The organism is Bradyrhizobium sp. NC92 (assembly GCF_025200865.1).
In the GTDB taxonomy this organism is placed as follows: Bacteria; Pseudomonadota; Alphaproteobacteria; order Rhizobiales; family Xanthobacteraceae; genus Bradyrhizobium.
This window is the reverse complement of sequence record NZ_CP104171.1, coordinates 2,977,387-2,998,921: the sequence shown is the minus strand read 5'-3', so window position 1 is coordinate 2,998,921 and position 21,535 is coordinate 2,977,387. Positions and strand designations below refer to the sequence as shown.

18 protein-coding genes and 1 pseudogene are annotated in these 21,535 nt (G+C 64.2%); 10 read left to right on the top strand and 9 right to left on the bottom strand.

Features of this window, described 5'->3' with window-relative positions; genetic code table 11:
• Positions 1 to 170: 170 nt before the first annotated feature.
• Complete coding sequence (gene ald / locus N2602_RS13940; RefSeq protein WP_260382979.1) at positions 171 to 1,286, bottom strand: alanine dehydrogenase; 1,116 nt, start codon at positions 1,284 to 1,286, stop codon at positions 171 to 173.
• Positions 1,287 to 1,429: 143 nt separating this feature from the next.
• Between ald and N2602_RS13935 the strand changes: the two genes are divergently transcribed.
• The 6 genes from N2602_RS13935 (at position 1,430) to N2602_RS13910 (ending at position 8,797) form a co-directional block, all read left to right on the top strand.
• A complete protein-coding gene (locus N2602_RS13935; RefSeq protein ID WP_036035057.1) occupies positions 1,430 to 1,909 on the top strand; it encodes an Lrp/AsnC family transcriptional regulator in 480 nt (159 codons plus the stop codon).
• A gap of 141 nt (positions 1,910 to 2,050) precedes the next feature.
• Positions 2,051 to 2,536 carry a (2Fe-2S)-binding protein gene (locus N2602_RS13930; protein WP_212256994.1) on the top strand — a complete coding sequence of 162 codons (486 nt, stop codon included), beginning with the start codon at positions 2,051 to 2,053 and terminating at the stop codon, positions 2,534 to 2,536.
• A complete protein-coding gene (locus N2602_RS13925; protein WP_260382978.1) occupies positions 2,533 to 3,549 on the top strand; it encodes a xanthine dehydrogenase family protein subunit M in 1,017 nt (338 codons plus the stop codon). Before N2602_RS13930 ends, N2602_RS13925 begins: the two co-directional genes overlap by 4 nt.
• Before the next feature lie 7 nt (positions 3,550 to 3,556).
• The gene (locus tag N2602_RS13920) at positions 3,557 to 5,761 is read left to right on the top strand and encodes a xanthine dehydrogenase family protein molybdopterin-binding subunit (protein WP_260382977.1); all 2,205 of its coding nucleotides are present in this window, start codon (positions 3,557 to 3,559) and stop codon (positions 5,759 to 5,761) included.
• Positions 5,762 to 5,857: 96 nt separating this feature from the next.
• Positions 5,858 to 8,215, top strand: a complete 2,358-nt coding sequence (locus tag N2602_RS13915) for an Orn/Lys/Arg decarboxylase N-terminal domain-containing protein (protein ID WP_172784299.1) — start codon at positions 5,858 to 5,860, stop codon at positions 8,213 to 8,215.
• Positions 8,216 to 8,221: 6 nt separating this feature from the next.
• Positions 8,222 to 8,797: a GNAT family N-acetyltransferase gene (locus N2602_RS13910; protein WP_172784298.1), complete on the top strand. Its 576-nt coding sequence runs from the start codon at positions 8,222 to 8,224 to the stop codon at positions 8,795 to 8,797.
• A gap of 3 nt (positions 8,798 to 8,800) precedes the next feature.
• Here the strand turns inward: N2602_RS13910 and N2602_RS13905 are convergent, their stop codons facing one another.
• Positions 8,801 to 9,013, bottom strand: a complete 213-nt coding sequence (locus N2602_RS13905; RefSeq protein ID WP_212256877.1) for a hypothetical protein — start codon at positions 9,011 to 9,013, stop codon at positions 8,801 to 8,803.
• Between the two features lie 124 nt (positions 9,014 to 9,137).
• On the bottom strand, positions 9,138 to 10,187 hold the full coding sequence (locus N2602_RS13900) for a hydroxyacid dehydrogenase (RefSeq protein ID WP_172784296.1): 1,050 nt from the start codon (positions 10,185 to 10,187) through the stop codon (positions 9,138 to 9,140).
• Between the two features lie 241 nt (positions 10,188 to 10,428).
• Here N2602_RS13900 and N2602_RS13895 point away from each other — a divergent pair, with 241 nt between their 5' ends.
• The 3 genes from N2602_RS13895 to N2602_RS13885 all read left to right on the top strand — a co-directional run bounded on the left by N2602_RS13895 (position 10,429) and on the right by N2602_RS13885 (position 12,039).
• Positions 10,429 to 10,980, top strand: coding sequence for a thiamine pyrophosphate-binding protein (locus N2602_RS13895; RefSeq protein WP_212256879.1), 552 nt, complete (start codon positions 10,429 to 10,431; stop codon positions 10,978 to 10,980).
• A gap of 8 nt (positions 10,981 to 10,988) precedes the next feature.
• The gene (locus tag N2602_RS13890; protein WP_172784294.1) at positions 10,989 to 11,585 is read left to right on the top strand and encodes a thiamine pyrophosphate-dependent enzyme; all 597 of its coding nucleotides are present in this window, start codon (positions 10,989 to 10,991) and stop codon (positions 11,583 to 11,585) included.
• A gap of 76 nt (positions 11,586 to 11,661) precedes the next feature.
• A complete protein-coding gene (locus N2602_RS13885) occupies positions 11,662 to 12,039 on the top strand; it encodes a VanZ family protein (RefSeq protein ID WP_260382976.1) in 378 nt (125 codons plus the stop codon).
• Between the two features lie 40 nt (positions 12,040 to 12,079).
• On the opposite strand, the gene N2602_RS13880 is transcribed toward N2602_RS13885, so the two are convergent.
• The 5 genes from N2602_RS13880 to N2602_RS13860 all read right to left on the bottom strand — a co-directional run bounded on the left by N2602_RS13880 (position 12,080) and on the right by N2602_RS13860 (position 18,018).
• Entirely contained in the window at positions 12,080 to 12,463 is a 384-nt protein-coding gene (locus N2602_RS13880) for a DUF1236 domain-containing protein (RefSeq protein ID WP_172784292.1), read from the bottom strand.
• A gap of 114 nt (positions 12,464 to 12,577) precedes the next feature.
• Positions 12,578 to 13,465 (bottom strand): 2-hydroxy-3-oxopropionate reductase, encoded by an 888-nt coding sequence (locus tag N2602_RS13875; protein WP_260382975.1) that lies wholly within the window; start codon positions 13,463 to 13,465, stop codon positions 12,578 to 12,580.
• A 12-nt stretch (positions 13,466 to 13,477) separates the two neighbouring features.
• Positions 13,478 to 14,263, bottom strand: a complete 786-nt coding sequence (gene hyi / locus N2602_RS13870) for a hydroxypyruvate isomerase (protein WP_212256882.1) — start codon at positions 14,261 to 14,263, stop codon at positions 13,478 to 13,480.
• Positions 14,264 to 14,276: 13 nt separating this feature from the next.
• Entirely contained in the window at positions 14,277 to 16,061 is a 1,785-nt protein-coding gene (gene gcl / locus N2602_RS13865; RefSeq protein WP_212256883.1) for a glyoxylate carboligase, read from the bottom strand.
• A gap of 154 nt (positions 16,062 to 16,215) precedes the next feature.
• Positions 16,216 to 18,018, bottom strand: coding sequence for an adenine deaminase (locus N2602_RS13860; RefSeq protein ID WP_260382974.1), 1,803 nt, complete (start codon positions 18,016 to 18,018; stop codon positions 16,216 to 16,218).
• A gap of 776 nt (positions 18,019 to 18,794) precedes the next feature.
• On the opposite strand from N2602_RS13860, the gene N2602_RS13855 reads away from it, so the two are divergent.
• The gene (locus N2602_RS13855) at positions 18,795 to 19,535 is read left to right on the top strand and encodes a Crp/Fnr family transcriptional regulator (protein WP_210268167.1); all 741 of its coding nucleotides are present in this window, start codon (positions 18,795 to 18,797) and stop codon (positions 19,533 to 19,535) included.
• Between the two features lie 397 nt (positions 19,536 to 19,932).
• Here the strand turns inward: N2602_RS13855 and N2602_RS13850 are convergent.
• A pseudogene (locus N2602_RS13850) lies at positions 19,933 to 21,377 on the bottom strand (IS1182 family transposase).
• Between the last annotated feature and the right edge of the window lie 158 nt (positions 21,378 to 21,535).

Below are 21,535 nucleotides of genomic sequence, written 5' to 3'. Positions count from 1 at the left end.
ACTCCTTCCTCCTGACAGGACCGCGGCAATAGTTTTCTTCTTCCCGCCGATTTGGATACCGCCACTCCAGTCACAACGCCCTTCCCGCGCCAGGCTTCCCGGCCCGGGGCAAGGCGGCAGCGCCATCTTCCAGTCGGTTGATGGCACCGCATTGGCGGTAGCCCATCTCGCTAAGCCGCCAGCCCGCTCTCTACTGGCGCAAACTCCAGCCCCAGACTCTCCGCCACCGCCTTGTTCGTCACCCGGCCGCGATGCACGTTGAGCCCGTTGCGCAGATGCGGATTCTCCAGGACCGCCGCAAAGCCCTTGTTCGCGAGCATCAGGCCGAACGGCAGCGTCGCGTTGTTCAGGGCCTGGCTCGAGGTCACCGGCACCGCTCCCGGCATGTTGGCGACGCAATAGTGCACGACGCCGTCGACCTCGTAGGTCGGCTCCGCGTGCGTGGTCGGGTGCGAGGTCTCGAAGCAGCCGCCCTGGTCGATCGCGACGTCGACCAGCACGGCTCCCGGCCGCATCGATTTCAGCATCGCGCGCGTGACGAGCTTCGGCGCGCTGGCGCCGGGCACCAGCACTGCACCGATGACGACGTCGGCGGCGAACACCTCGTCCTCGACCGCCTCGATGGTCGAGAAGCGGGTGCGCACGCGTCCGACGAAGAGATCGTCCAGTTCGCGCAGGCGCGGAATCGAGCGGTCGATCACGGTGACTTCGGCACCTAAGCCGGCGGCCATGCGCGCCGCCTGCGTCCCGACCACGCCGCCGCCGAGGACGACGACGCGAGCCGGCTGCACGCCGGGCACGCCGCCCAGCAGCAGACCGCGGCCGCCGGCCGAGCGCTTGAGGGCGGCGCCGGCGGCCTCGATGGCGAGGCGGCCGGCGACTTCGCTCATCGGGGCGAGCAGCGGGAGGTGACCACTCGCGTCCGTGACGGTTTCATAGGCGATTGCGGTGCAGCCGGAAGCAAGCAGGCCCTTGGCCTGCTCGGGATCCGGCGCAAGATGAAGATAGGTAAAAAGGATCTGGCCTTCGCGAAGCTGAGCCCATTCGCTCTTCTGCGGCTCCTTCACCTTCACGATCATGTCGGACTTTGCAAAGATCTCGCGAGCCGTCTCGGCAATGGACGCCCCAGCCCGCCGGTACACCTCGTCGGACGCACCGATGCCGCTGCCGGCGCCGCTCTCGACCATCACCTGGTGCCCGGCGGCGACATATTCGCGGACCGCCCCTGGGGTGAGCCCGACGCGATATTCCTGCACCTTGATCTCCTTCGGCACCCCGACGCGCATCTTGCTCTCCTTCGCCAATGCTTTGATTCCATTGTTGATCGTAGCGAGAGCGTCGGTTTGGTTTCGTGCAAATATCCGCTACCTTGGCGGCACCCGCGCCGGTTTCAGGCGCGAAAACGTCCTTTGGCGCTGGAAACGAAACCTTGGCCCTCGACCGGAAAGACCTCGCCATCCTCGCGGAACTCACGACCAATGCGCGAGCCAGCCACACCGAGCTTGCCAACAAGATCGGCTTGTCGAGCACGGCGCTGGCGCGGCGGCAGAAGGCGCTGGAGGATGACGGCTACATCCAGGCTTACCAGGCCGCGCTCGACCTCGGCCAGTTCGGCCTTACCACCACGGTGCTGGTTCGCATCGCGCTGGAAAGCCAGAGCGACGAGGCGCTGAAGGCATTCGAGGCAGAGGTGACGAAATGTCCCTCTGTCGTGCGCTGCTTCCTGATGTCGGGGACGGACGACTACATCCTCATCGTGCTCGCCCGCGACATCCAGGATTTCGAGCGCATCCATCGCACCGAGCTGTCCCGCCTGCCACGCGTGGCGCGGGTGCAATCGAGCTTCGCGCTGCGCGAGATCGTTAACCGCGCGGTGCCGACCGTCGTGTTCGGCGAGACGAAGCGCTGATCTCGTCGATCCAGATCGGGAGAACCGGTCAGGAACCAAGCAACTCCTCATCCGTTGGGCGCTATTGGCCAGCGGCGGCAACGCATTCTCGCGTCACTTGCCCAATTTGCCCGACTCGGCCTTTCCGCAGGGAAACCGACCATGGCCGACCTTACGATCCCCGAACGCATTCCGATCAACCTCGTCGTTAATGGCGAAAGGTATGCGCTCGAAGTCGTGCCTTGGACCACGCTTCTGGATGCGCTGCGTGATCGCCTGGAGCTGACCGGCAGCAAGAAAGGCTGCGATCACGGCCAATGCGGTGCCTGTACCGTGCTGGTCGACGGAAGACGGGTCAATTCCTGTCTCACCCTCGCCGTCATGAAGGATGGCGCTGAGATCACGACGATCGAAGGCTTGGCCGCGGACGGCGCGCTGCATCCCCTGCAACAGGCCTTCATCGACCACGATGCCTTTCAGTGCGGCTATTGCACGCCGGGACAGATTTGCTCCGCCGCGGGCCTGTTGGCCGAAGGCCGTGCGCGCGATGCGGACGAGATCCGGGAGCTGATGAGCGGAAACCTCTGTCGCTGCGGTGCCTACCCCAACATCGTGGCTGCGATCGAGCAGGCAATGAGCCGGTCATGAACAACTTCCAATATTCCCGCGCAAGCGACGTGGCCGACGCCATCCGCCTGCTCGCCGCCGATCCCGGCGCGAAGCTGATTGCCGGCGGCACCAACCTGATCGACCTGATGAAGGAGAATGTCGAACAGCCCTCCCGGCTGATCGACATTTCCCGCTTGCCGCTCCGCGACTTCGCGGAGACCGCCGACGGCGGCCTGCGTATCGGCGCCTTGGTGCCGAATTCGGACCTCGCCTACCATCCGTCGATCGAGCAGCGCTATCCCCTGCTTGCCAGCGCCATCCTGGCCGGCGCCTCCGCGCAATTGCGCAACATGGCCTCGGTCGGCGGCAATCTGATGCAACGAACGCGCTGCCCCTACTTCTATGACACCACGACGCCGTGCAACAAGCGAACCCCCGGCACGGGCTGCTCGGCCATCGACGGCCTCAACCGCAACCACGCCATCCTCGGCACCAGCACGTCCTGCATCGCGACCAATCCATCCGACATGAGCGTGGCGCTGGCCGCGCTCGGCGCGCTCGTGCACATCGCAGGCCCCTCGGGGCAGCGCACCATCGCGCTGACGGATTTCCATCGGCTTCCCGATGACAAGCCTCATCTCGATACCAATCTCGGCAGCGGCGAGATCATTACCGCCATCGAGCTGCCGCCGCACGGCTTTGCCCGAAACTACAGCTATCTGAAGATCCGCGACCGGCTCTCCTACGCCTTTGCTCTGGTTTCCGTCGCGGCCGCGCTCGAACTGGAGGGCAACGCAATCGGCGAAGCGCGCCTTGCGCTGGGCGGCGTGGCTCACAAGCCCTGGCGAAGCCTCGAGGCCGAAGCCGCATTGCGCGGCCAGGCGGCAACACCGGATCATTTCGGGCGCGCCGCCGACCTGCTGCTGCAGGGAGCGACTGCCCGCTCCCATAATGGATTCAAAATCGAGCTGGCGCGCCGAGCCGTCCTGCGTGCGCTGATGCAGGCCGCAAGCGCCACACCGCAGTCACAAGCTTACAAGAAGATCGCATGAGGTCCCGATGAACGCCTATGTCGGAACACCAACGTCGCGCGTCGACGGCCGGGCCAAGGTCACCGGGGCCGCCAAATATGCCGGCGAATTCGCAGCAGAAGGTCTTCTTCACGGCTTCGTTGTCGAGGCCGCCATCGCGCGCGGGCGCATCGCTCGTCTCGACACCAGCGAGGCTCTGAAGGTGAAGGGCGTGGTCGACGTGCTCACCCCTGCACATCGGCCGCCCCTCGCCGACAAGGACGAAGCCTGGAAGGATGAGGTGGCGCCGGAGAAGGGCTCGCCCTTCCGTCCGCTCTATGACGACAGGATCAAGTTCAACGGCCAGCCGATCGCACTGGTCGTCGCGGTGGACTGGGAGACCGCCAAGTTCGCCGCAACCCGTGTTCGCGTCGAATATGAGCAGGAGGCGTTTGCGACCGATCTCGAATCCGAACGCGGCAAGGCTTCCAAAGTGGATCAGCCGCACAAGCCGCGTGGTGATGCGGCAGCAGCCCTGACGCGCGCGGCCGTGCGCCACGAGGCGGACTACGTCATTCCGAGCGAGCACCACAATCCGATGGAGCTCTATGCGACGACGGCGGTCTGGGACGGCAGTGGCGGGCTTACGGTCTACGACAAGACGCAAGGCGTCCAGAACGTCCAGAAGTTTCTCTGCGGCGTTTTCGGCAAGAAGCCCGACGACATCCGCGTGATCTCGCCGTACGTCGGCGGCGCCTTCGGCTCAGGCCTGCGGCCGCAACACCAGGTCGTGCTGGCAACCCTTGCCGCGCTCGCACTGAAGCGATCTGTTCGCGTCGTGCTGACGCGGCAGCAGATGTATGGCCTGGGCTATCGTCCCATGACAATCGAGCGCCTTGCGCTCGGCGCAAAGCCGGACGGCACCCTCGATGCGGTCAGCCATGAAGCGATTGCCGTGACCTCCCGCTACGAGGATTTCTCTCGCAATGACACCGGCTGGGCCGAGCAGCTCTACAAGAGCCCCAACAGCCACTATTCCCACAAGCTGGTCGACCTCGACGTCTCGACGCCCTGCGACATGCGCGCACCGGGTGCGGCAACGGGCGTGTGCGCGCTCGAATGCGCCATGGACGAATTGTCCGTCGCGCTGAAGCTCGATCCGCTCGAATTGCGCCTGAAGTGCTATTCGGATCGCGACCAGACCGAAGACCTCCCTTACACCAGCAAGCAGTTGCGCGAATGCTACGCCCGCGGCGCGGAGGCGTTCGGCTGGAGCAGGCGCAATCCGGCACCGCGCTCCATGCGCGACGGCAAGGAACTGGTCGGCTGGGGCATGGCGACAGGTGTATGGGAAGCGCTGCAGATGCCGGTCGCCGTCCGCATCGTGCTGACGGCCAACGGCCATGCCGAGGTCTCCTGCGCCGCGTCCGATATCGGCACCGGCACCTACACCATCGTGGCGCAGGTCGCGGCCGATGCCCTCGGGCTGCCGATCGAGAACATCAGCGTCAAGCTCGCGGACTCGAGCCTGCCGCAGGCACCGGTGGAAGGCGGCTCATGGATGGCCGCCTCGAGCGCGCACGCCGTGCTGGGAGCAGCCGAAGAGATTCGCCGCGAGCTAGCGCGATACGCCAAGGCGATGCCTGCCTCGCCGCTTGCCGGGGTCGATGTGCCAGACATTATTCTCCTCGACGGCACGGTTGCTAAGGCCGCCGACCGCAGCCGCTCAGTTTCGATTGCTGATGCGATGCGCCATGGCAAGGTCGAGCGGATCGAGAAGGAGAAGCTGAACGAGTTCCCCGAGGACAAGTCGCACGCGCGCAACACCCATTCGGCCGTGTTCGTCGAGGTCAAGATCGATGAAGAGCTCGGCGTCATTCGCGTCACCCGGATCGTGAGTGCGGTCGCGGCTGGACGCATCCTGAACACCAAGACGGGCCGCAGCCAGATCATGGGCGGGGTAGTCTGGGGAATTGGAATGGCGCTGCACGAGGAGACGGTGATGGATCACCGCTTCGGCCGCATCATGAACGCGAACATCGCCGAATACCACATTCCCGTGAACGCCGACGTCCACGACATTGACGTCATTTTCGTCGACGAGCCCGACGACCGCATCAACCGGTTGGGCATCAAGGGGCTCGGCGAAATCGGCACCGTCGGCGTGCCGGCCGCGATTGCGAACGCCGTCTATCATGCCACCGGCAAGCGCATCCGGCGCTTCCCGATTACGCTGGACAAGCTGCTGGAGTGAGGCGGCAGGCTAACCCTGTCGCAGCACTCGGGCATGTCATCCAAATGTCATCGAATGTGTCGAGAGCTGTATCTTCCTGCACATTCGGGATCCGACATGGACTATTTCAAACGCTTCAACTTCCTGTTCGCCGCACCTGTGTTCGACGCCGACGATCTCGAAGGCGTCCGCTTCAACCAGATCATCGAGGAAATCCAACGCTCCGGCTTCGAGGTAGTCCGCGCCCGCAAGCTGGAGGATGCCGAGATGGCGGTGCAGACCGATGCCGCGATCGGCTGCATGGTGGTGGACTGGGGCAAGAAAGGGCTTGAGGGAAAAACCTCGGCGCTGATCAACCTGATGCGCCGCCGCGGCCTCGACTTCCCAATCATTCTCCTGATCCGTCGCAAGCGGTTCGAGGACCTGCCGGTCGAAGTGCTCGACTTCATCGACGGCTATGTCTTCCTCTCCGAGGAGACGCCGACCTTCATCGCCAAGAACCTGATCAGCCGGCTCAAGCAATATGCCGAGACGCTGAAGACGCCCTTCTTCGGCGCGCTGGTCGACTATGCCGAGGAAGGCAACCAGCTCTGGACCTGCCCGGGCCACAATGGCGGCGTGTTCTACAATCGCAGCCCGATCGGGCGCGTGTTCGTCGAGCATCTCGGCGAATCCGTGTTCCGCGACGACCTCGACAATTCCGTGCTCGACCTCGGCGACCTCCTCACCCATGAGGGCCCGGCGCTGAAGGCGCAGAAGGAAGCGGCGGCGATCTTCGGCGCGGAAAAGACCTATTTCGTGCTCAACGGCACCTCGACTTCGAACAAGGTCGCGCTGGGCGCCCTCGTCACCGACGGCGACCTCGTGCTGTTCGACCGCAACAACCACAAGGCCGCCCATCACGGCGCGCTGATGATCAATGGCGGCATCCCGGTCTATGTGCCGACCGTCCGCAACGCCTGGGGGCTGATCGGCCCGATGCGCTGGGACAGGCTCGACGAGAAGGCTCTGCGCGAGGCCATCCGCAACCATCCCCTGGTGAACGACCGCGACGCCTGGCGCAGGGAGCGGCCGTTCCGCGTCGCTGTGGTCGAGCAGTGCACCTATGACGGCTCGATCCACAGCGCCGAGATGATCATCAAACGCATCGGCCATCTCTGCGATTATATCCTGTTCGACGAGGCCTGGGCCGGTTTCATGAAATTCCACCCGCTCTATGCCGGCCGCTTCGCCATGGGACTGGCAAATCTTCCGCCCGACGCCCCCGGCATCATCGCGACGCAGTCGACCCACAAGCAGCTAGCAAGCTTCTCGCAGGCCTCGCAGATCCACATCAAGGATCGCCACATCCGCGGCCAGAAGCGTCGCGTCGAGCACCGCCGTTTCAACGAGAGCTTCATGCAGCACGCCTCGACTTCGCCGTTCTACCCGCTGTTCGCCTCGCTCGACGTCGGCGCGCAGATGATGAAGGGCCGCTCCGGCGAAGTGCTGTGGGATGACACGATCCGGCTCGGCATCGAGCTGCGCAAGAAGATCCGGGCGATGCGCCGGGAGTTCGAGGAGAAGGAGCAGAATCCGGATCGCCGCTGGTTCTTCGAGCCGTTCGTTCCCGATCGCGTCGCCATTGCCGATGTCAGCCGCCCCGGCGCGGCGCATAACGTCGCCTGGGAGACCCTCTCGACCGACGAGCTCGCCACCAATCCCGCGCTGTGGCAGCTCTCTCCGGATACCAACTGGCACGGCTTTCCCGATCTCGCGGAAGGCTTTGCCATGACCGATCCGAACAAGCTGACGCTGCTCACCCCCGGATTCGATCGTACGACCGGGGCCTATGCCGAGCACGGCATTCCCGCGCCGGTCGTCGCGCAATATCTGCGCGAGAACCGCATCGTCCCAGAAAAGAACGACCTCAACTCCCTGCTTTTCCTGCTGACGCCCGGCGTCGAGGCGAGCAAGGCGGGCACGCTGATCTCCGGCCTCGTCGCGTTCAAGAGGCTGCATGACGACAATGCGCTGCTGGCCGATGTCATCCCCGAATTCTATCAGCGGCGGCAGGCGCGCTACGCCGGCGCGCGGCTGCGCGACCTCTGCGGCGAGATGCACCGTTTCTTCCGCGCCGCCGATGTCAGCGCGCTCCAGGCCCGGCAGTTCATGCCCGAGCATATGCCCGAGATCGCGATGTCGCCCCGCGATGCCGCGCGCTATCTGTTCAAGAACGACGTCGACTACCTCCCGATCGAGGCGATCGCCGGCCGTATCGCGACCACGCCCTTCGTGGTCTACCCGCCCGGCATTGCCACCATCGTGCCCGGCGAGCGACTGACGGAACGGGCCAAGCCCATGATCGATTATCTCAAGATGTTCGAGACCTGCTTCAACACATTCCCGGGCTTCGACGTCGAGATCCAGGGCGTCTACAAGGAGGTCGACGCGAACGGGCGCATCGGGCTCTACACTTATGTCGTGACCGAGTAGGTGCCGATGAACGAGACAGCTGCGCGCGCGAGCGACGAAGCGGTCCTGGTGCGCACCTCACGCGAGAGCGACGTCGAGGCGATGCTGGCGATCTACCGCCATCACGTCCGCAATGGCGTGCCGCGCGATGTCGAGGGAACCGGTGCGCCGGAGCCGGACGATCTGCGCGACCGGCGCAAGAACCTGAAGCAGACCCGCCTGCCGCATCTGGTCGCGACCTGGCGCGGCGAGGTCGTCGGCTATGCCTATGCCGTGCTGTTCCGCAAGCGGCCGGCCTATCGCTACGCCGCCAAGCACTCGATCTATGTCCACCACGCCCATCTCGGCCGCGGGGTCGGACGGCTGTTGCTGCAAGAATTGATCGACGCCTGCGCGGCGGCCGGCTTTCGCCAGATGATCGGCTATATCGATGCCGACAACGCGCCCTCGCTGGCGCTGCACGAGCGGTTTGGCTTCGCGCGCGCCGGCCTGCTCAGCGGCGTTGCCTATCGCCACGGCCGCTGGTCCGACACCGTCATGGTGCAACGCTCGCTCGGCGCGGGGACGACGACGCCCCCGCCTGTCACGGCACCCGGGCGTTAGGCCCTACGACGGGAAGTCGGCCGCTTTGACATGGATGCGGTCGGCATGCAGCGACCAGTGGTGCAACGCCTGGTCCTTGCAGAACCTCGCTTTCGCACGTTCCCTGGCCTCGTCCTCGTCGGCGGCGTCGATCTCGAGCGTGCCCTGGCAGACCTCGCACTGCCGGCCGTATTCGCCGAGCACGTCCTTCATGAACCTGACGACATAAGTTGACATGGGACCTCCCTGCCTGCCCGCCGGCACTCTAGTCCCATTTAGGCCGGACGGGGAAAGGAGATTTTGACGCGGATCAAGGCCGGGGCTCAGTTCCCGGCCATCATCCAGAGCGCTTGGTGCGCCCCTACCCCGGCGTCACCCCGAAGGCCTGCTTGAAACGTTCCGCATAGCGCGGCCAGGCTTCGGGGTTGATGATGCGCGGCGGGCGCTTGCCGTCGAGCACATCCAGCACCTGCTCGGCGGCGATCCGGCCCATATTCTGGCGCGCCTCGATGGTGACGCCTGCGGTGTGTGGGCTCGCCAGCACGTTGTCGAGCTGGAGCAGCGGATGCTCCGGCGGCGGCGGCTCCTTGGACCAGACGTCGAGGCCGGCCCCGGCGATGCGCTTGTCGCGCAGAGCCTGCAGCAGTGCATCCTCGTCGTGGATGAAGCCGCGCGCGGTGGTGATGAAATAGGCATGCGGCTGCATCAGCGCGAATTCGCGCGTGCTGATCATGTTGCGGCTGCCTTTATTGAGAGGGCAGGAGATCGAGACGAAATCGGCGCGGCGCAAGAGCTCGTCGAGCTCGACCTTCTCCCCGCCCCGCTCGGCCATCACCTCGGCCGACAAATAGGGATCGTAGGCCAGCACCGTCATGCCGAGCAGACCCTTGCACAATGCGGCGATGCGCCGGCCGACATTACCGAGGCCGATGATGCCGACGGTCTTGTGCTCGACCTCGTTGCCGACGAGATCGTTGCGGTTGACGTCGCGCTCGCGGCGCAGCCGGCGATCCGACTGGATGATGCGCTTGGACAGCGTCAGCATCATCGCCAGCGCGTGCTCTGCGACCGAATGGGCATTGCCGCCGGACTGGTTGACGACCACGACCCCGGCGGCCGTGCAGGCCTCGACGTCGACCGGGTCGAAGCCGGCACCGTTGCTGGAGACCAGCAGCAAGTTCGGCGTGCGCTTCAGGAAGGCGGCATCGACATGGAAATGCGGGGCGAGCTCATCGCGGGCGGCACCGACCTGGTAGACGTGGGCAGCGCCAAGGAGCGGCCCATAGACGTCCTCGGGGCTTGCGTTCTCGATGCGATCGAGCCGCACGTCGGGCCGCGCCTTCAGGATGTCGATATAGATCGGATTGGCCAAGTAATTGGAGTAGACGACGCGCTTGTTGTTGACGGACATCAGGACCCTTCCGGCTCTTGCGAGGGAGAGCCGCAAGGTCAGCGCGATGCGCGCCCGCCCGTGCCCCCCCGTGTTCTGGTTATCGCCGCTTATGCCATGGCGGTGCCGGCCACGGCAGGCCTGCTGGCGCAGATCATGGTGACGGCGCGGACATGTTGACAATCCCGCTGTTCGCGTCAAGTTCGGCAGACTGCCGCGACGGCCAGAACCAAGAAGCATGTGCGGCCGCAGGGAGAGCGCAATGGCGATTGCGGAACAGCAGACGCAGGGGAGCCGCGACGGAAGCTGGCACGGCATCGTCCTGCAAACGTTGAAGCGGAACGAGATCAGCCTGATTCCTTACGTGCCTGACCGCGTGCTCACGCCGCTGATCAAGAACCTGCACGCCGATCCCTTCTTCACCACCTTCGCGACCGCCCGCGAGGAAGAGGCCGTCGGCATCGTCTCCGGCGCCTGGATGGGCGGACGGCGCGGCGCGGTGCTGATGCAGACCTCCGGCTTTGCCACGCTCGCCAACGTGCTGGCCTCGCTCGCAGTGCCCTACCAGATTCCGCTGATCATGTTCGTCTCCGAGCGCGGCACGCTCGGCGAGTTCAACTACGGCCAGTCGCTGGTCTGCCGCACCATGCGACCGGTGCTGGATTCGCTGGCGCTGGAGCACCACACCATCACCCGGCTCGACGAGCTCGAATTCATCACCGACCGCTCGATCAGGCAGGCTGTCACCACACAGGCACCGGTGGCGTTGATCCTCAACCCGCTGCTCACGGGCGGCAAGGTCTTCGACAAGTGAGGCCGGCGATGAACACTGGCAATACCAAGGTGATGAACCGGTTCGACGTGACCTCGCGGCTGATCGCAAAGCTCGAGCACGAGGAAGCCGTGATCGGCGGCATCGGCAACACCAATTTCGACCTCTGGGCCGCCGGCCACCGGCCGCAGAATTTCTACATGCTGGGCAGCATGGGCCTCGCCTTCCCGATCGCGCTCGGCGTGGCGCTGGCACAGCCCGACCGCCGCGTCTTCGCGCTCGAAGGCGACGGCTCGCTATTGATGCAGCTCGGCGCGCTCTCGACGATCGCGGCTCTGAAGCCAAAAAACCTCACGATGATCGTGATGGACAACGGCATCTACCAGATCACCGGCGCGCAGCCGACACCGGCAGCCAGCGTCGCCGACATCGTCGCCATCGCCATCGGCTGCGGTCTCGCGAGCAGCGCCTGGGCCGCGGACGAGGAGGATTTCGAGCGACTGGTCGACGATGCGATGGCGGCCTCCGAGCCCTGCCTGATCGCGGTCAGGATCGACGACAAGCCCGGCGTAGGCACCACCCGTCGCGACCCCGTGCAGATCCGGGAACGTTTCATGCATGGCCTTGGCGTGCGCGATCCGCTTTAACATTTTGTCATTAACTACACGGCGATCTGATACGAGCCTCGCGACAACCCGACCAAATTCGTGCTAAGCGACCCAGATGTCGCTTTTCATTCGTACCTTTGCCTGGCTGCTCGCCGCTGCCGTTACGTTCGCCACTCTCGGTCCTCCCGGCCTTCGCCCCCGTTCCACCCTCGGTCAGGACGGCGAACATGCGCTTGCCTTCATCATGGTGGGGTTGGCCTTCGGCCTCGCCTATCCACGCCGGCGTCTGCTGATTGCGGCGGCTGCGGTCATCCTGATCGGCGTGCTCGAGCTGATGCAATTTTGGGCACCCGGCCGCCATGCGCGGCTGGAGGATTATCTGGTCGACGCCGCCACCGCCTGCCTCGGCTTTGCGCTCGCCGCCACGGCCGACCGGCTGCTCTCGCGCTTTTGCACCAGCTCCGCCGTGGCAAGCGAAGGCCCCGCGGAGTGACACTCCGCAGGGCCCTGCTCAGCACAGAGGATTGCGTCAATCAGTCGATGATCTTGACCACGCGGCGCGTGCGCGGCTCGACGATCACGCGGCGATCGTTCACGACCGCATAGCGATACTCGGTGTAATTCGGCACCGGGCGGAGCACCACGGTGGGTGGCAGGGGCTCGCCGACCACGACGCGCTCGTGGACTACGACGGAGTCGCTGCGCGGAATTCCGCCCAGGACCGCATTCGGAATTTCAAGACCGGCGCCGACGGCTGCACCCACGGTGCCGCCGACCATCGCTCCGATCGGGCCGCCGATGTCGCCCCCCGCACGCGCGCCGTCCCTGGCGCCTTGTTCGGTCGTCGACTGGGCAAAGGCTGCGCTCGACGCCAGCAGCGACGCTGCAGCCAACGTAATCGCAAGACGGGTTTTCATGGTGTTTTGTCTCCAGTGATTGTCCTGCGCCTTCAACCGCGGGGCCAGATCATTGTTCCGGTTCCCCTGCGGCGAAAGTCACCCCGCATCTGGAGACTGTTACGGCGTAACAGTTCAGCTAGCTGCGATCTCGTGGCCGGCCATCAGTTCCAGCGCCCGAACCATCGCCGAATGATCCCATGCTTTGCCGCCATGTGCGGTACAGGACGAGAACAATTGCTGCGCCACGGCCGTGCTCGGCAGCGACAGGCCGAGTGAGCGAGCGCCTTCGAGCGCGAGATTGAGATCCTTCTGGTGCAGCTCGATGCGGAAGCCCGGATCGAAATTGCGCTTCACCATGCGCTCGCCATGCACCTCCAGAATGCGCGAGGAGGCAAAGCCGCCCATCAGCGCCTTGCGCACCAGCGCGGGATTCGCACCTGCCTTGGATGCGAACAACAGCGCCTCGCTCACAGCTTCGATGGTGAGCGCGACGATGATCTGGTTGGCGACCTTCGTCGTCTGTCCGTCGCCGTTGGCGCCGACATGGGTGACGTTCTTGCCCAACTTGTCGAAGATCGGCTTCATGATGCCAAAGGCCCGCTCCGGCCCGCCGACCATGATGGTGAGGCTCGCAGCTTTCGCGCCGACTTCCCCTCCCGACACCGGCGCGTCGAGATAGTCGGCGCCGAGCGCCTCGATCTTCTTCGCGAACTCCTTCGTCGCCAGCGGCGAGATCGAGCTCATGTCGACGACGATCTTGCCCTTGGAGATGCCGCTGGCGACACCGTCCTTGCCGAACAGCGCGGCCTCCACATGCGGCGTATCCGGCACCATGATGATGACCGCGTCCGCCTGCTCTGCGACCTTCCTGGACGACGTGCAGGCGATGCCGCCCGCGGACATCAGATCCGGCGCGATCGGCGCAATGTCATGCAGGAAAACGCGATGACCCGCGGCCAGGAGATGGCCGGCCATCGGCCGCCCCATGGTGCCGAGTCCGATGAAGCCGATATTGGTCATGTTTGCGTTTCCTCAGGTCTCAAACGTCTGTGCCGCGTGCCAGGACAGGCCTTCCAGCGTCGTCGTGCGCGGCTTGTATTCGCAGCCGATCCAGCCGCGATAGCCGATCGCGTCGAGGTGGCGGAACAGGAAGGGATAGTTGATCTCGCCGGTGCCAGGCTCATGGCGGCCGGGATTGTCGGCCAGCTGGACGTGGGCGATCTGAGGCAGGTATTCCTGCATGGTGCGGGCGAGGTCGCCCTCCATGATCTGCATGTGGTAGATGTCGTACTGGATGAAGAGGTTGTTCGACCTCACCTCGGAGATCAGCTGCACCGCCTGCTCGGTGCCGTTGAGGAAGAAGCCGGGAATGTCGAGCGTGTTGATGGGCTCGACCAGCAGCTTGATGTTCTCCCGCGCCAGCGTCGAAGCCGCAAAACGCAGATTCCCGACCAGCGTCTCCTGAAGCTCGCGCGGATCGGCATCAACAGGCGCGATGCCGACGAGACAGTTGAGCTGCTCGCAATCGAGCGCCTTGGCATAATCAATGGCGCGGAACACGCCATCGCGGAATTCGGCGGTGCGGTCGGGCAGGATCGCAATGCCGCGCTCGCCGCCGGCCCAGTTGCCAGCGGGGAGATTGTGCAGCACCTGCGTCAGCCCGTGGGCCTCGAGCTGCTCGCGCAGCTGCGCCTTGTCGAAATCATAGGGGAAGAGATATTCGACCCCGGCAAACCCCGCCGCCTTCGCCGCCGCGAAGCGGTCGAGGAACGGCATCTCGTTGAAGAGCATGGTAAGGTTGGCGGCAAACTTCGGCATGGTGCTTCTTCCCCTATTCCGCCGGCTGCAGCACGCGCGTGGTCTCGACTTCGTCGAGCGGAAGGTCCAGCACCTCCTCGAACTCCACGATGTTGTCGATCTCCGTGCCCATGGCGATGTTGGTGACCCGTTCGAGGATGAACTCGACCACGACTGGCACGCGGTGCTTCGCCATCAATTCGCGGGCGGTCACAAACGCCGCTTGCGTGTCCTTCGGGTCGGTGACGCGGATGGCCTTGCAGCCGAGACCTTCAGCGACCGCGACATGGTCGACGCCGTAGACGCCGATCTCGGGCGCGTTGATGTTCTCGAAGGAGAGCTGGACGTGATAGTCCATATCGAAGCCGCGCTGGGCCTGGCGGATCAGGCCGAGATAGGAATTGTTCACGACGACGTGGATGTAGGGCAGATTGAACTGCGCGCCGACCGCGAGCTCCTCGATCAGGAACTGGAAGTCGTAGTCTCCCGACAGCGCGACGATCTCGCGCTCCGGACACGCCGCGCGCACGCCGAGCGCGGCCGGCAGCGTCCACCCGAGCGGCCCCGCCTGCCCTGCATTGATCCAGTTGCGGGGCTTGTAGACGCCGAGGAATTGCGCGCCGGCGATCTGCGACAGGCCGATCACCGTAACATAGGTGGTGTCGCGGCCGAATGCCTTGTTCATTTCCTCATAGACGCGCTGCGGCTTGATCGGAACGTTGTCGAAATGGCTCTTGCGCAGCATCGTCTTCTTGCGGTCGCGGCAGGAAGCGGGCCACGCCTGGCGCTCGCGGAGCCTGCCCGACCGCCGCCACTCCCTGGCGACGGCGACGAACAGCTCGAGCGCGGCCTTGGCGTCCGAGACGATGCCGAGATCGGGATTGAACACACGCCCGATCTGCGTCGGCTCGATGTCCACGTGAACGAATTTGCGACCCTTGGTGTAGGTCTCGACCGAGCCGGTGTGGCGGTTGGCCCAGCGGTTGCCGATGCCGAGCACGAAGTCGGATTCCAGCAGGGTGGCGTTGCCATAGCGGTGGCTGGTCTGAAGCCCGACCATGCCGGCCATCAGCACGTGATCGTCAGGGATCGCGCCCCATCCCATCAGCGTCGGCACCACCGGCACGTTGGCGATCTCGGCGAACTCGACCAGCAGGTCAGAGGCGTCGGCGTTGATGATGCCGCCGCCTGCCACGATCAGCGGCCGCTCGGCGGTGTTGAGCATCTCGAGCGCCTTCTCGACCTGCTTGCGCGTCGCGGCGGGCTTGTAGACCGGCAGCGGCTCATAGGTCTCGTCGTCGAACTCGATCTCGGCGAGCTGCACGTCGAGCGGCATGTCGATCAGCACCGGCCCCGGCCTCCCTGAGCGCATCACATGGAAGGCCTGGCTGAATACGCGCGGCACCAGCGCCGGCTCGCGCACGGTCACCGCCCACTTCGTGACAGGCTTTGCGATCGACTCGATGTCAACCGCCTGAAAATCCTCCTTGTAGAGCCGCGCGCGCGGCGCCTGCCCGGTAATGCAGAGGATCGGGATGGAATCGGCGATCGCCGAATAGAGTCCGGTGATCATGTCGGTGCCGGCCGGCCCGGAGGTGCCGATGCAGACCCCGATGTTGCCGGCCTTGGCGCGCGTATAGCCCTCGGCCATGTGCGAAGCGCCCTCGACATGGCGCGCCAGGATGTGACGGATCGATCCGCGCTTCTTCAGCGCCGAGTAAAGCGGATTGATCGCAGCGCCGGGAACTCCGAAGGCCGTCGAGATACCTTCCTTCTCCAGGATACGCACGGCCGCATCGACAGCTCGCATCTTCGCCATATCGGACCTCGCTCGGGTTCAAGTCAGCGAGGGGATCATCAGATGCGCAGGATGCGATCTCAACGAGATCGATTTTATTTTCCACGATGCGGCAGCCGCGGAAAAAATCGCGGTGCTCTCAACCAGTTAGACCGTGAGACGCGTGAAAGCCGCCTCACTCGAACAGCGGCGCCAGCTCCATCTGCGGCACCAGCACGAGGCCCTTGTCGGTGATGCGAATTTCCGGAATGACCGATAGCGGAATCAAATTGAAGCCCATGTAAGGGATGGTGCAGCCGGCCTCGGCCCATTCCTTCTTCAACGCCTTGACCTCTTCAGCCACTTCGGTGACGCGCTTGTCGGACAGGAGTCCTGCGATCGGCAGCGGAACCAGCGCCCTCACCTCGCTATCGGCGACGACGCAAACGCCCCCCTGCTGCTCCCTAATCGCTGCAATCGCGACCTGCATGTCGGCCTCGTTGGTGCCGGCGACGATGAGGTTGTGGCTGTCGTGCCCGACGCTGGAAGCGACCGCGCCGCGCTTCAGGCCGAAATCCTTGAGAAGGCCGTGGGCGACATTGCCGGCGGACTTGCCGTGGCGCTCGACCACCGCGACGAAGCAGAGGCCATAGCGCGCGAACAGCGACGGCCAGTCCTTGGCCGGCTCGATCGCGACCTTCTCGTGGATCAGCGTGATGCCGGGAAGCGCGGTCCTGATGGCGTTGACGGTGCAGGCCTTGGCCGGCAATTCCGGCGTCAGCTTCATCGTCTGCGGCAGCTTGACGGTCGCATAGGCTGCCCTCGGATATTGATAGCGCTGCGACAGCGCCCGATCGAGACGCGACGTGATCTTGCCGCGCTCGACCACGAGCTCGCCGCCATACCAGGTGCATTGCGGCTTGAGCTGATCGTCCATGAGCACGAGATCGGCGCGGCGGCCGCCGCCGAGGCCGCCGATATCGCCCTCCATGCCGAAGCGGGTCGCGCCATGCAGCGAGCCCATCGACCAGGCCTGCTCCGGCGACATCCCCGCCTTCACGGCTTCGCGCACCACCCAGTCGAGGCCGAACAGCAGGAGATCGTCGGCGTCACGGTCGTCCGTGCACACGGCGGTGCGCTTGTGCGAAGCCCCGAGCTCGGTGATCGTCCGGATCGCTTGCGGCAGCGAATGCCACGGCGTGGTCGGCGGTCCCCCGCGCAAAAACACCCAGACGCCGGCATCGAGCAAGTCATCGGCAATGTCGCGGTCGATCGCCTCGTGGGTGTCGGTGACGCCGGATGCCGCATAAGCCGCGACGAATTCGCGGCCGTAGACATGGCCGGACACGGGACGCCCCCGCTTCAAGGCGGCGGCGAGGATGGCGTGGCTGCGCTCGTCACCCATCGTGACGGGCACGAAATCCATCTTCTCGCCAAGCGCCACCGCTTCGGGCCAGCGGTCGAAAAGGCCGGCGATCTTGTCCGGCGTGAGGTCGCCGCCCGCCGTCTCCAGCTCAGCCGAGGTCGCAGGAACGGTGCTCGGCACGGTCAGGAAGATCGAGAGCGGCGCCTCGCGCGCATCTTCCAGCATCGCCTCCACACCGGCGACGTCCATGACGTTGCCGATCTCGTGGCTGTCGCAGAAGATCGTCGTGGTGCCGTTGAGCAGCGCGGCCTCGGCATAGGCACAGGCCGTCACCATCGAGGATTCGATGTGAATGTGCGGATCGACGAGGCCCGGCGCGATGATGCCGCCGGCCGCGTCATAAAGCGGAACATCGCCCCACGCCTTCTTCGCTGTACCGGCCGGCTTCACCGCCGCGATGCGGCCGCCTGAGATCCAGACCTCCCGCCCCGGATGGATACGCTCGGAATAGGTCGAGAGCACGCGCGCGCCCGTGATGACGAGATCCGGCGTCACACGCGCCGAGGCGACGTCAGCCAGACGCCGCGTCATGCTGTGCAGCGGCGCGACGGAGAAGCGGGTGAGCTTGGTCATCGGGGCTCTCGCGTGGGAATGGACAGCGCCGCGATGGTTGCCGCCGCTGGCGGCGAGAGCAACTCAAATAATACGTCACCGGTGCTTACGCATTAGGCAGACGCGCTCCGCCTTCTTAATTTCCGCTAGGGCATGTGCTTAAAAATCATACGCTGAGTTTGGGCGCGCCAGATGTCGGCTCGTCTCTCAACAGTGCACAACGTTGAAGGCGCCGATGGGCCATAACCGGACTTTGCCTAGACGCCGCCAATGCGCCAATTGCGTTCGCCTGCCATGCTGCGCTTATCGATTTTAAAGCCGCCAAACCTGAGGCCTTGTTCTCTCGCAGAGCTGAGGGCCGAAAGGGCCCCCGACGTACTTGAGGCATCGGGCCCCCAACTACCCACTGAGGTAAGTCGCAGATGCGGCGGCTTGGTCGCCCCTTTGCAAGCGGTGCCAAGCTTGAGCTCGAGGGCTCAACGGGAACCAGCTTGCGGCGCAATCGCCCCAATTTACGCATCACTGATTGTGGCGTTTGCCACGCGCCGAAACTGGAACCCTTATGATGTTACCCATACCCATTTTGCAATTGTCTGCGCGTGGCGCCCGGATCTAGTTGAATGATCCTGCACCAGCAGAATTCGCCTGCTTGGAGTTTCATTTTTGCGATTAAGAGCTTTCGCATCTGAATTGGATTTCGAGGCGACACGCACAGGCGAATTCAAACAAAGTTTGAGGCTGTTGCCGTTTGTCGCTCGAAATGCGATGGGGCGGACCGTTCGCATCGGGCTGCAGTGATGCTTGTAAGCGAAGTTGGCAACCGGCTTCTGTCAGCACTGCCGATCGCTGATCTCGATCTTTTGGCACCCGACCTACAGATGGTAACCCTCGATCGGGAAGAGGTCGTCTCGCGGGTGGGGGATCATACCGAGCACGTCCTCTTCCCTCACAGTGGCGCCGTTTCGGTGATGGTCGACATGGCGAATGGGCAGACGGTCGCCAGCGCCGCAATAGGGCGCGAGGGGGCAGTGGGCACTCTTTCCGTGCTGGGACCGTCCCCTGCGGCCGTTACGACTATCGTTCGTGCCGCGGGGACGGCCTCGCGGATCCCCGCGGCGCGATTCCATGCCGCTTTCAGCCGGAGTCCCGCGATCCGCCACGTAGTCCAGCTTCACTTCAAGGCGGTGCTGATACAGTTTCAATTGGGCGGGGCTTGCAATGCACTGCATCCGGTCCAAGCGCGTATGGCACGCTGGCTGCTTCAACTTCACGACCGCATCAACCACGACGTCCTGCCCCTCACGCAGGACGCGCTTTCGCAGATGTTGGGTGTGCGACGAACGACGGTGACGCTCCTGATGCGCAATCTGCGCGCTTCCGGAGCGATCAGATCTGAGCGGCGAGGCGAAATCGAGATCGACTCATCGCGGCTCGCTGCGGTGGCGTGCGAATGCCACGACACCATGCGGCTCGAACTCGAGAAGATCTTCTCTACGGGTACAGCGCCATCTCGCGTTTTCGATCTGCCGATCCGGTAGATGAAACGAGGCGATGCTAGCCGTTTCGGCGCGTCCGGGTAAAGCCGGCGGGCACGATGCTCGAATAGCATCGCCGGATGCGCATCCTTCTGACCGGGCTGCGGCCCAATGCGGTGAGGATCTCCCAGCCAACGTCCGTAACGGGTCAAAAGCGCTGGTCAATGACCCGCCGGCGCAGCGACTCAAGCGCTGAATTGGTCCATCTCGGATGCGCTATTCGAACACTGCGCGTTGAGGTCGGCTATGGGTCTTGGCTGTGTGCAAACGGATGGTCGGCACGCGGCCGTGGGTCGCCAATCATTGCAGGCGGCCGATGTTCTCGCGTCGGATCGTCCAATGACCGGCCAAAGTAGGTATCGCGACGCGGTATTGCGCTTTTGGACGCACTTTCCGGGCTTCAGGCGGCGCGGATGGCTGCAATCAGGCGCGGTTTGCCGACGATGTTCATCACCCGCGTGAGGTTATAAGCGAGAACATGCAGCGCCATCTCAGCGGCAACATTCCGTAAGCGCTTCATCAGGAAGTGGGTCGCACCCATACGGGCTTTGATCGTGCCGAAGGGATGCTCGACCGTCTCGCGCCGCGTCCGCATGGCTTTGGGATTGGAATCGAGCCGTCTCTGGACCTCCTCGACTACATGTTCATGCTCCCAACGAGTGATGCGGCGCTCCTTGGATGGCGTACATTGGCTCTTGATTGCGCAGCCTTGGCACGCTGCTGTCGACCAGTAACGGCGCAGCGTCATTCCATGCTCGATGTTGGTATAGCGATAGGGCAGCAGTTGATCGGACGGGCAGCGGTAGACGTCCTCATCAGACAGGTAGGCGAAGTCCTGTTTGCCGAACCGACCCTCCGCCTTGGCGTTCGACGTCATGGGCTTGGGCAGCGTGACTACAACGCCAGCCTCTTCGCAGGCCAATATCTCCTCTCCGTCGAAGTAGCCACGGTCGGCGACCGCCTCGAGTTTGTCCACTTCGAGCACTTCTTTGGCTTGCTTCGACATCCGAGCAAGCTGCCCACGGTCATTGCCGACGTTTATGACCTCATGCGTAACAATCAGATGGTGTTCGGTGTCCACCGCGACCTGGACATTGTAGCCGACGACACCCGATCCGCGTCCGCTGGTGGCCATCGAACGGGCATCCGGATCGGTCAGCGATATCTGTTGATCCGGCGTCTTGCGCATCTGCGCGTCAAGCACTTCCAGGCGGCTCATCTCCTGCTTCAGTCGAGCGATCTTTTCCTTGATCCTCGGTGTCTTGATGCTGATCGCTTCCGATGGCTCCTGCCGATCGGCGCTATCCAGTTGACGCAGATATCGCCCGACGCTTTCCTCGATTTGCGCCATCCGCCTCGCCATCTTGGCATGTGTGAAGTTGCGATCGCGGTTGTTCACTGCCTTGAACTTGCTGCCATCGATTGCGACGCTTGGGGTCTGCAACAGGCCCATTTGCCGGCATAGCGCAACGAACTTCGCACAAACCTTCCGAAGCGCCGCACCATTGTCCTTCCGGAAATCGGCGATCGTCTTATGATCGGGAGCCAGGCGGCCGATCAGCCACATCACCTCGATATTGCGGCACGCCTCACGTTCCAGGCGGCGACTGGATTGCACCCGATTGAGATAACCGTAGATGTAAAGCTTCAGAAGGACTGCCGGATGATAGGAAGGCCGGCCCGTCTCCTTGGCGATCACACGCTCACTCCCATTCCATGCAGGTCGAGCGCCTCGACAAACACGTCGATCACATGGACCGCGTTGCCCTCGTCTACCCAATCCTCCAGACATTCCGGCAAGAGCGTCAGCTGGGATCTGTCCGCGCCTTCAACGAAGCGTCCCATCCGTATCCCCCCATTAGGAAACGGAGGAATCGTAACCGACTCGCGGCTTTTCACACAGCCAGGGTCCAAAAGCAGCAGTTAACGCAGCCACCTATGAGGATCTCCGGCAGAGAGTCGAGATGGCAGCCGCTGCTGCGGTGTTCGGCTCGGGGACATGA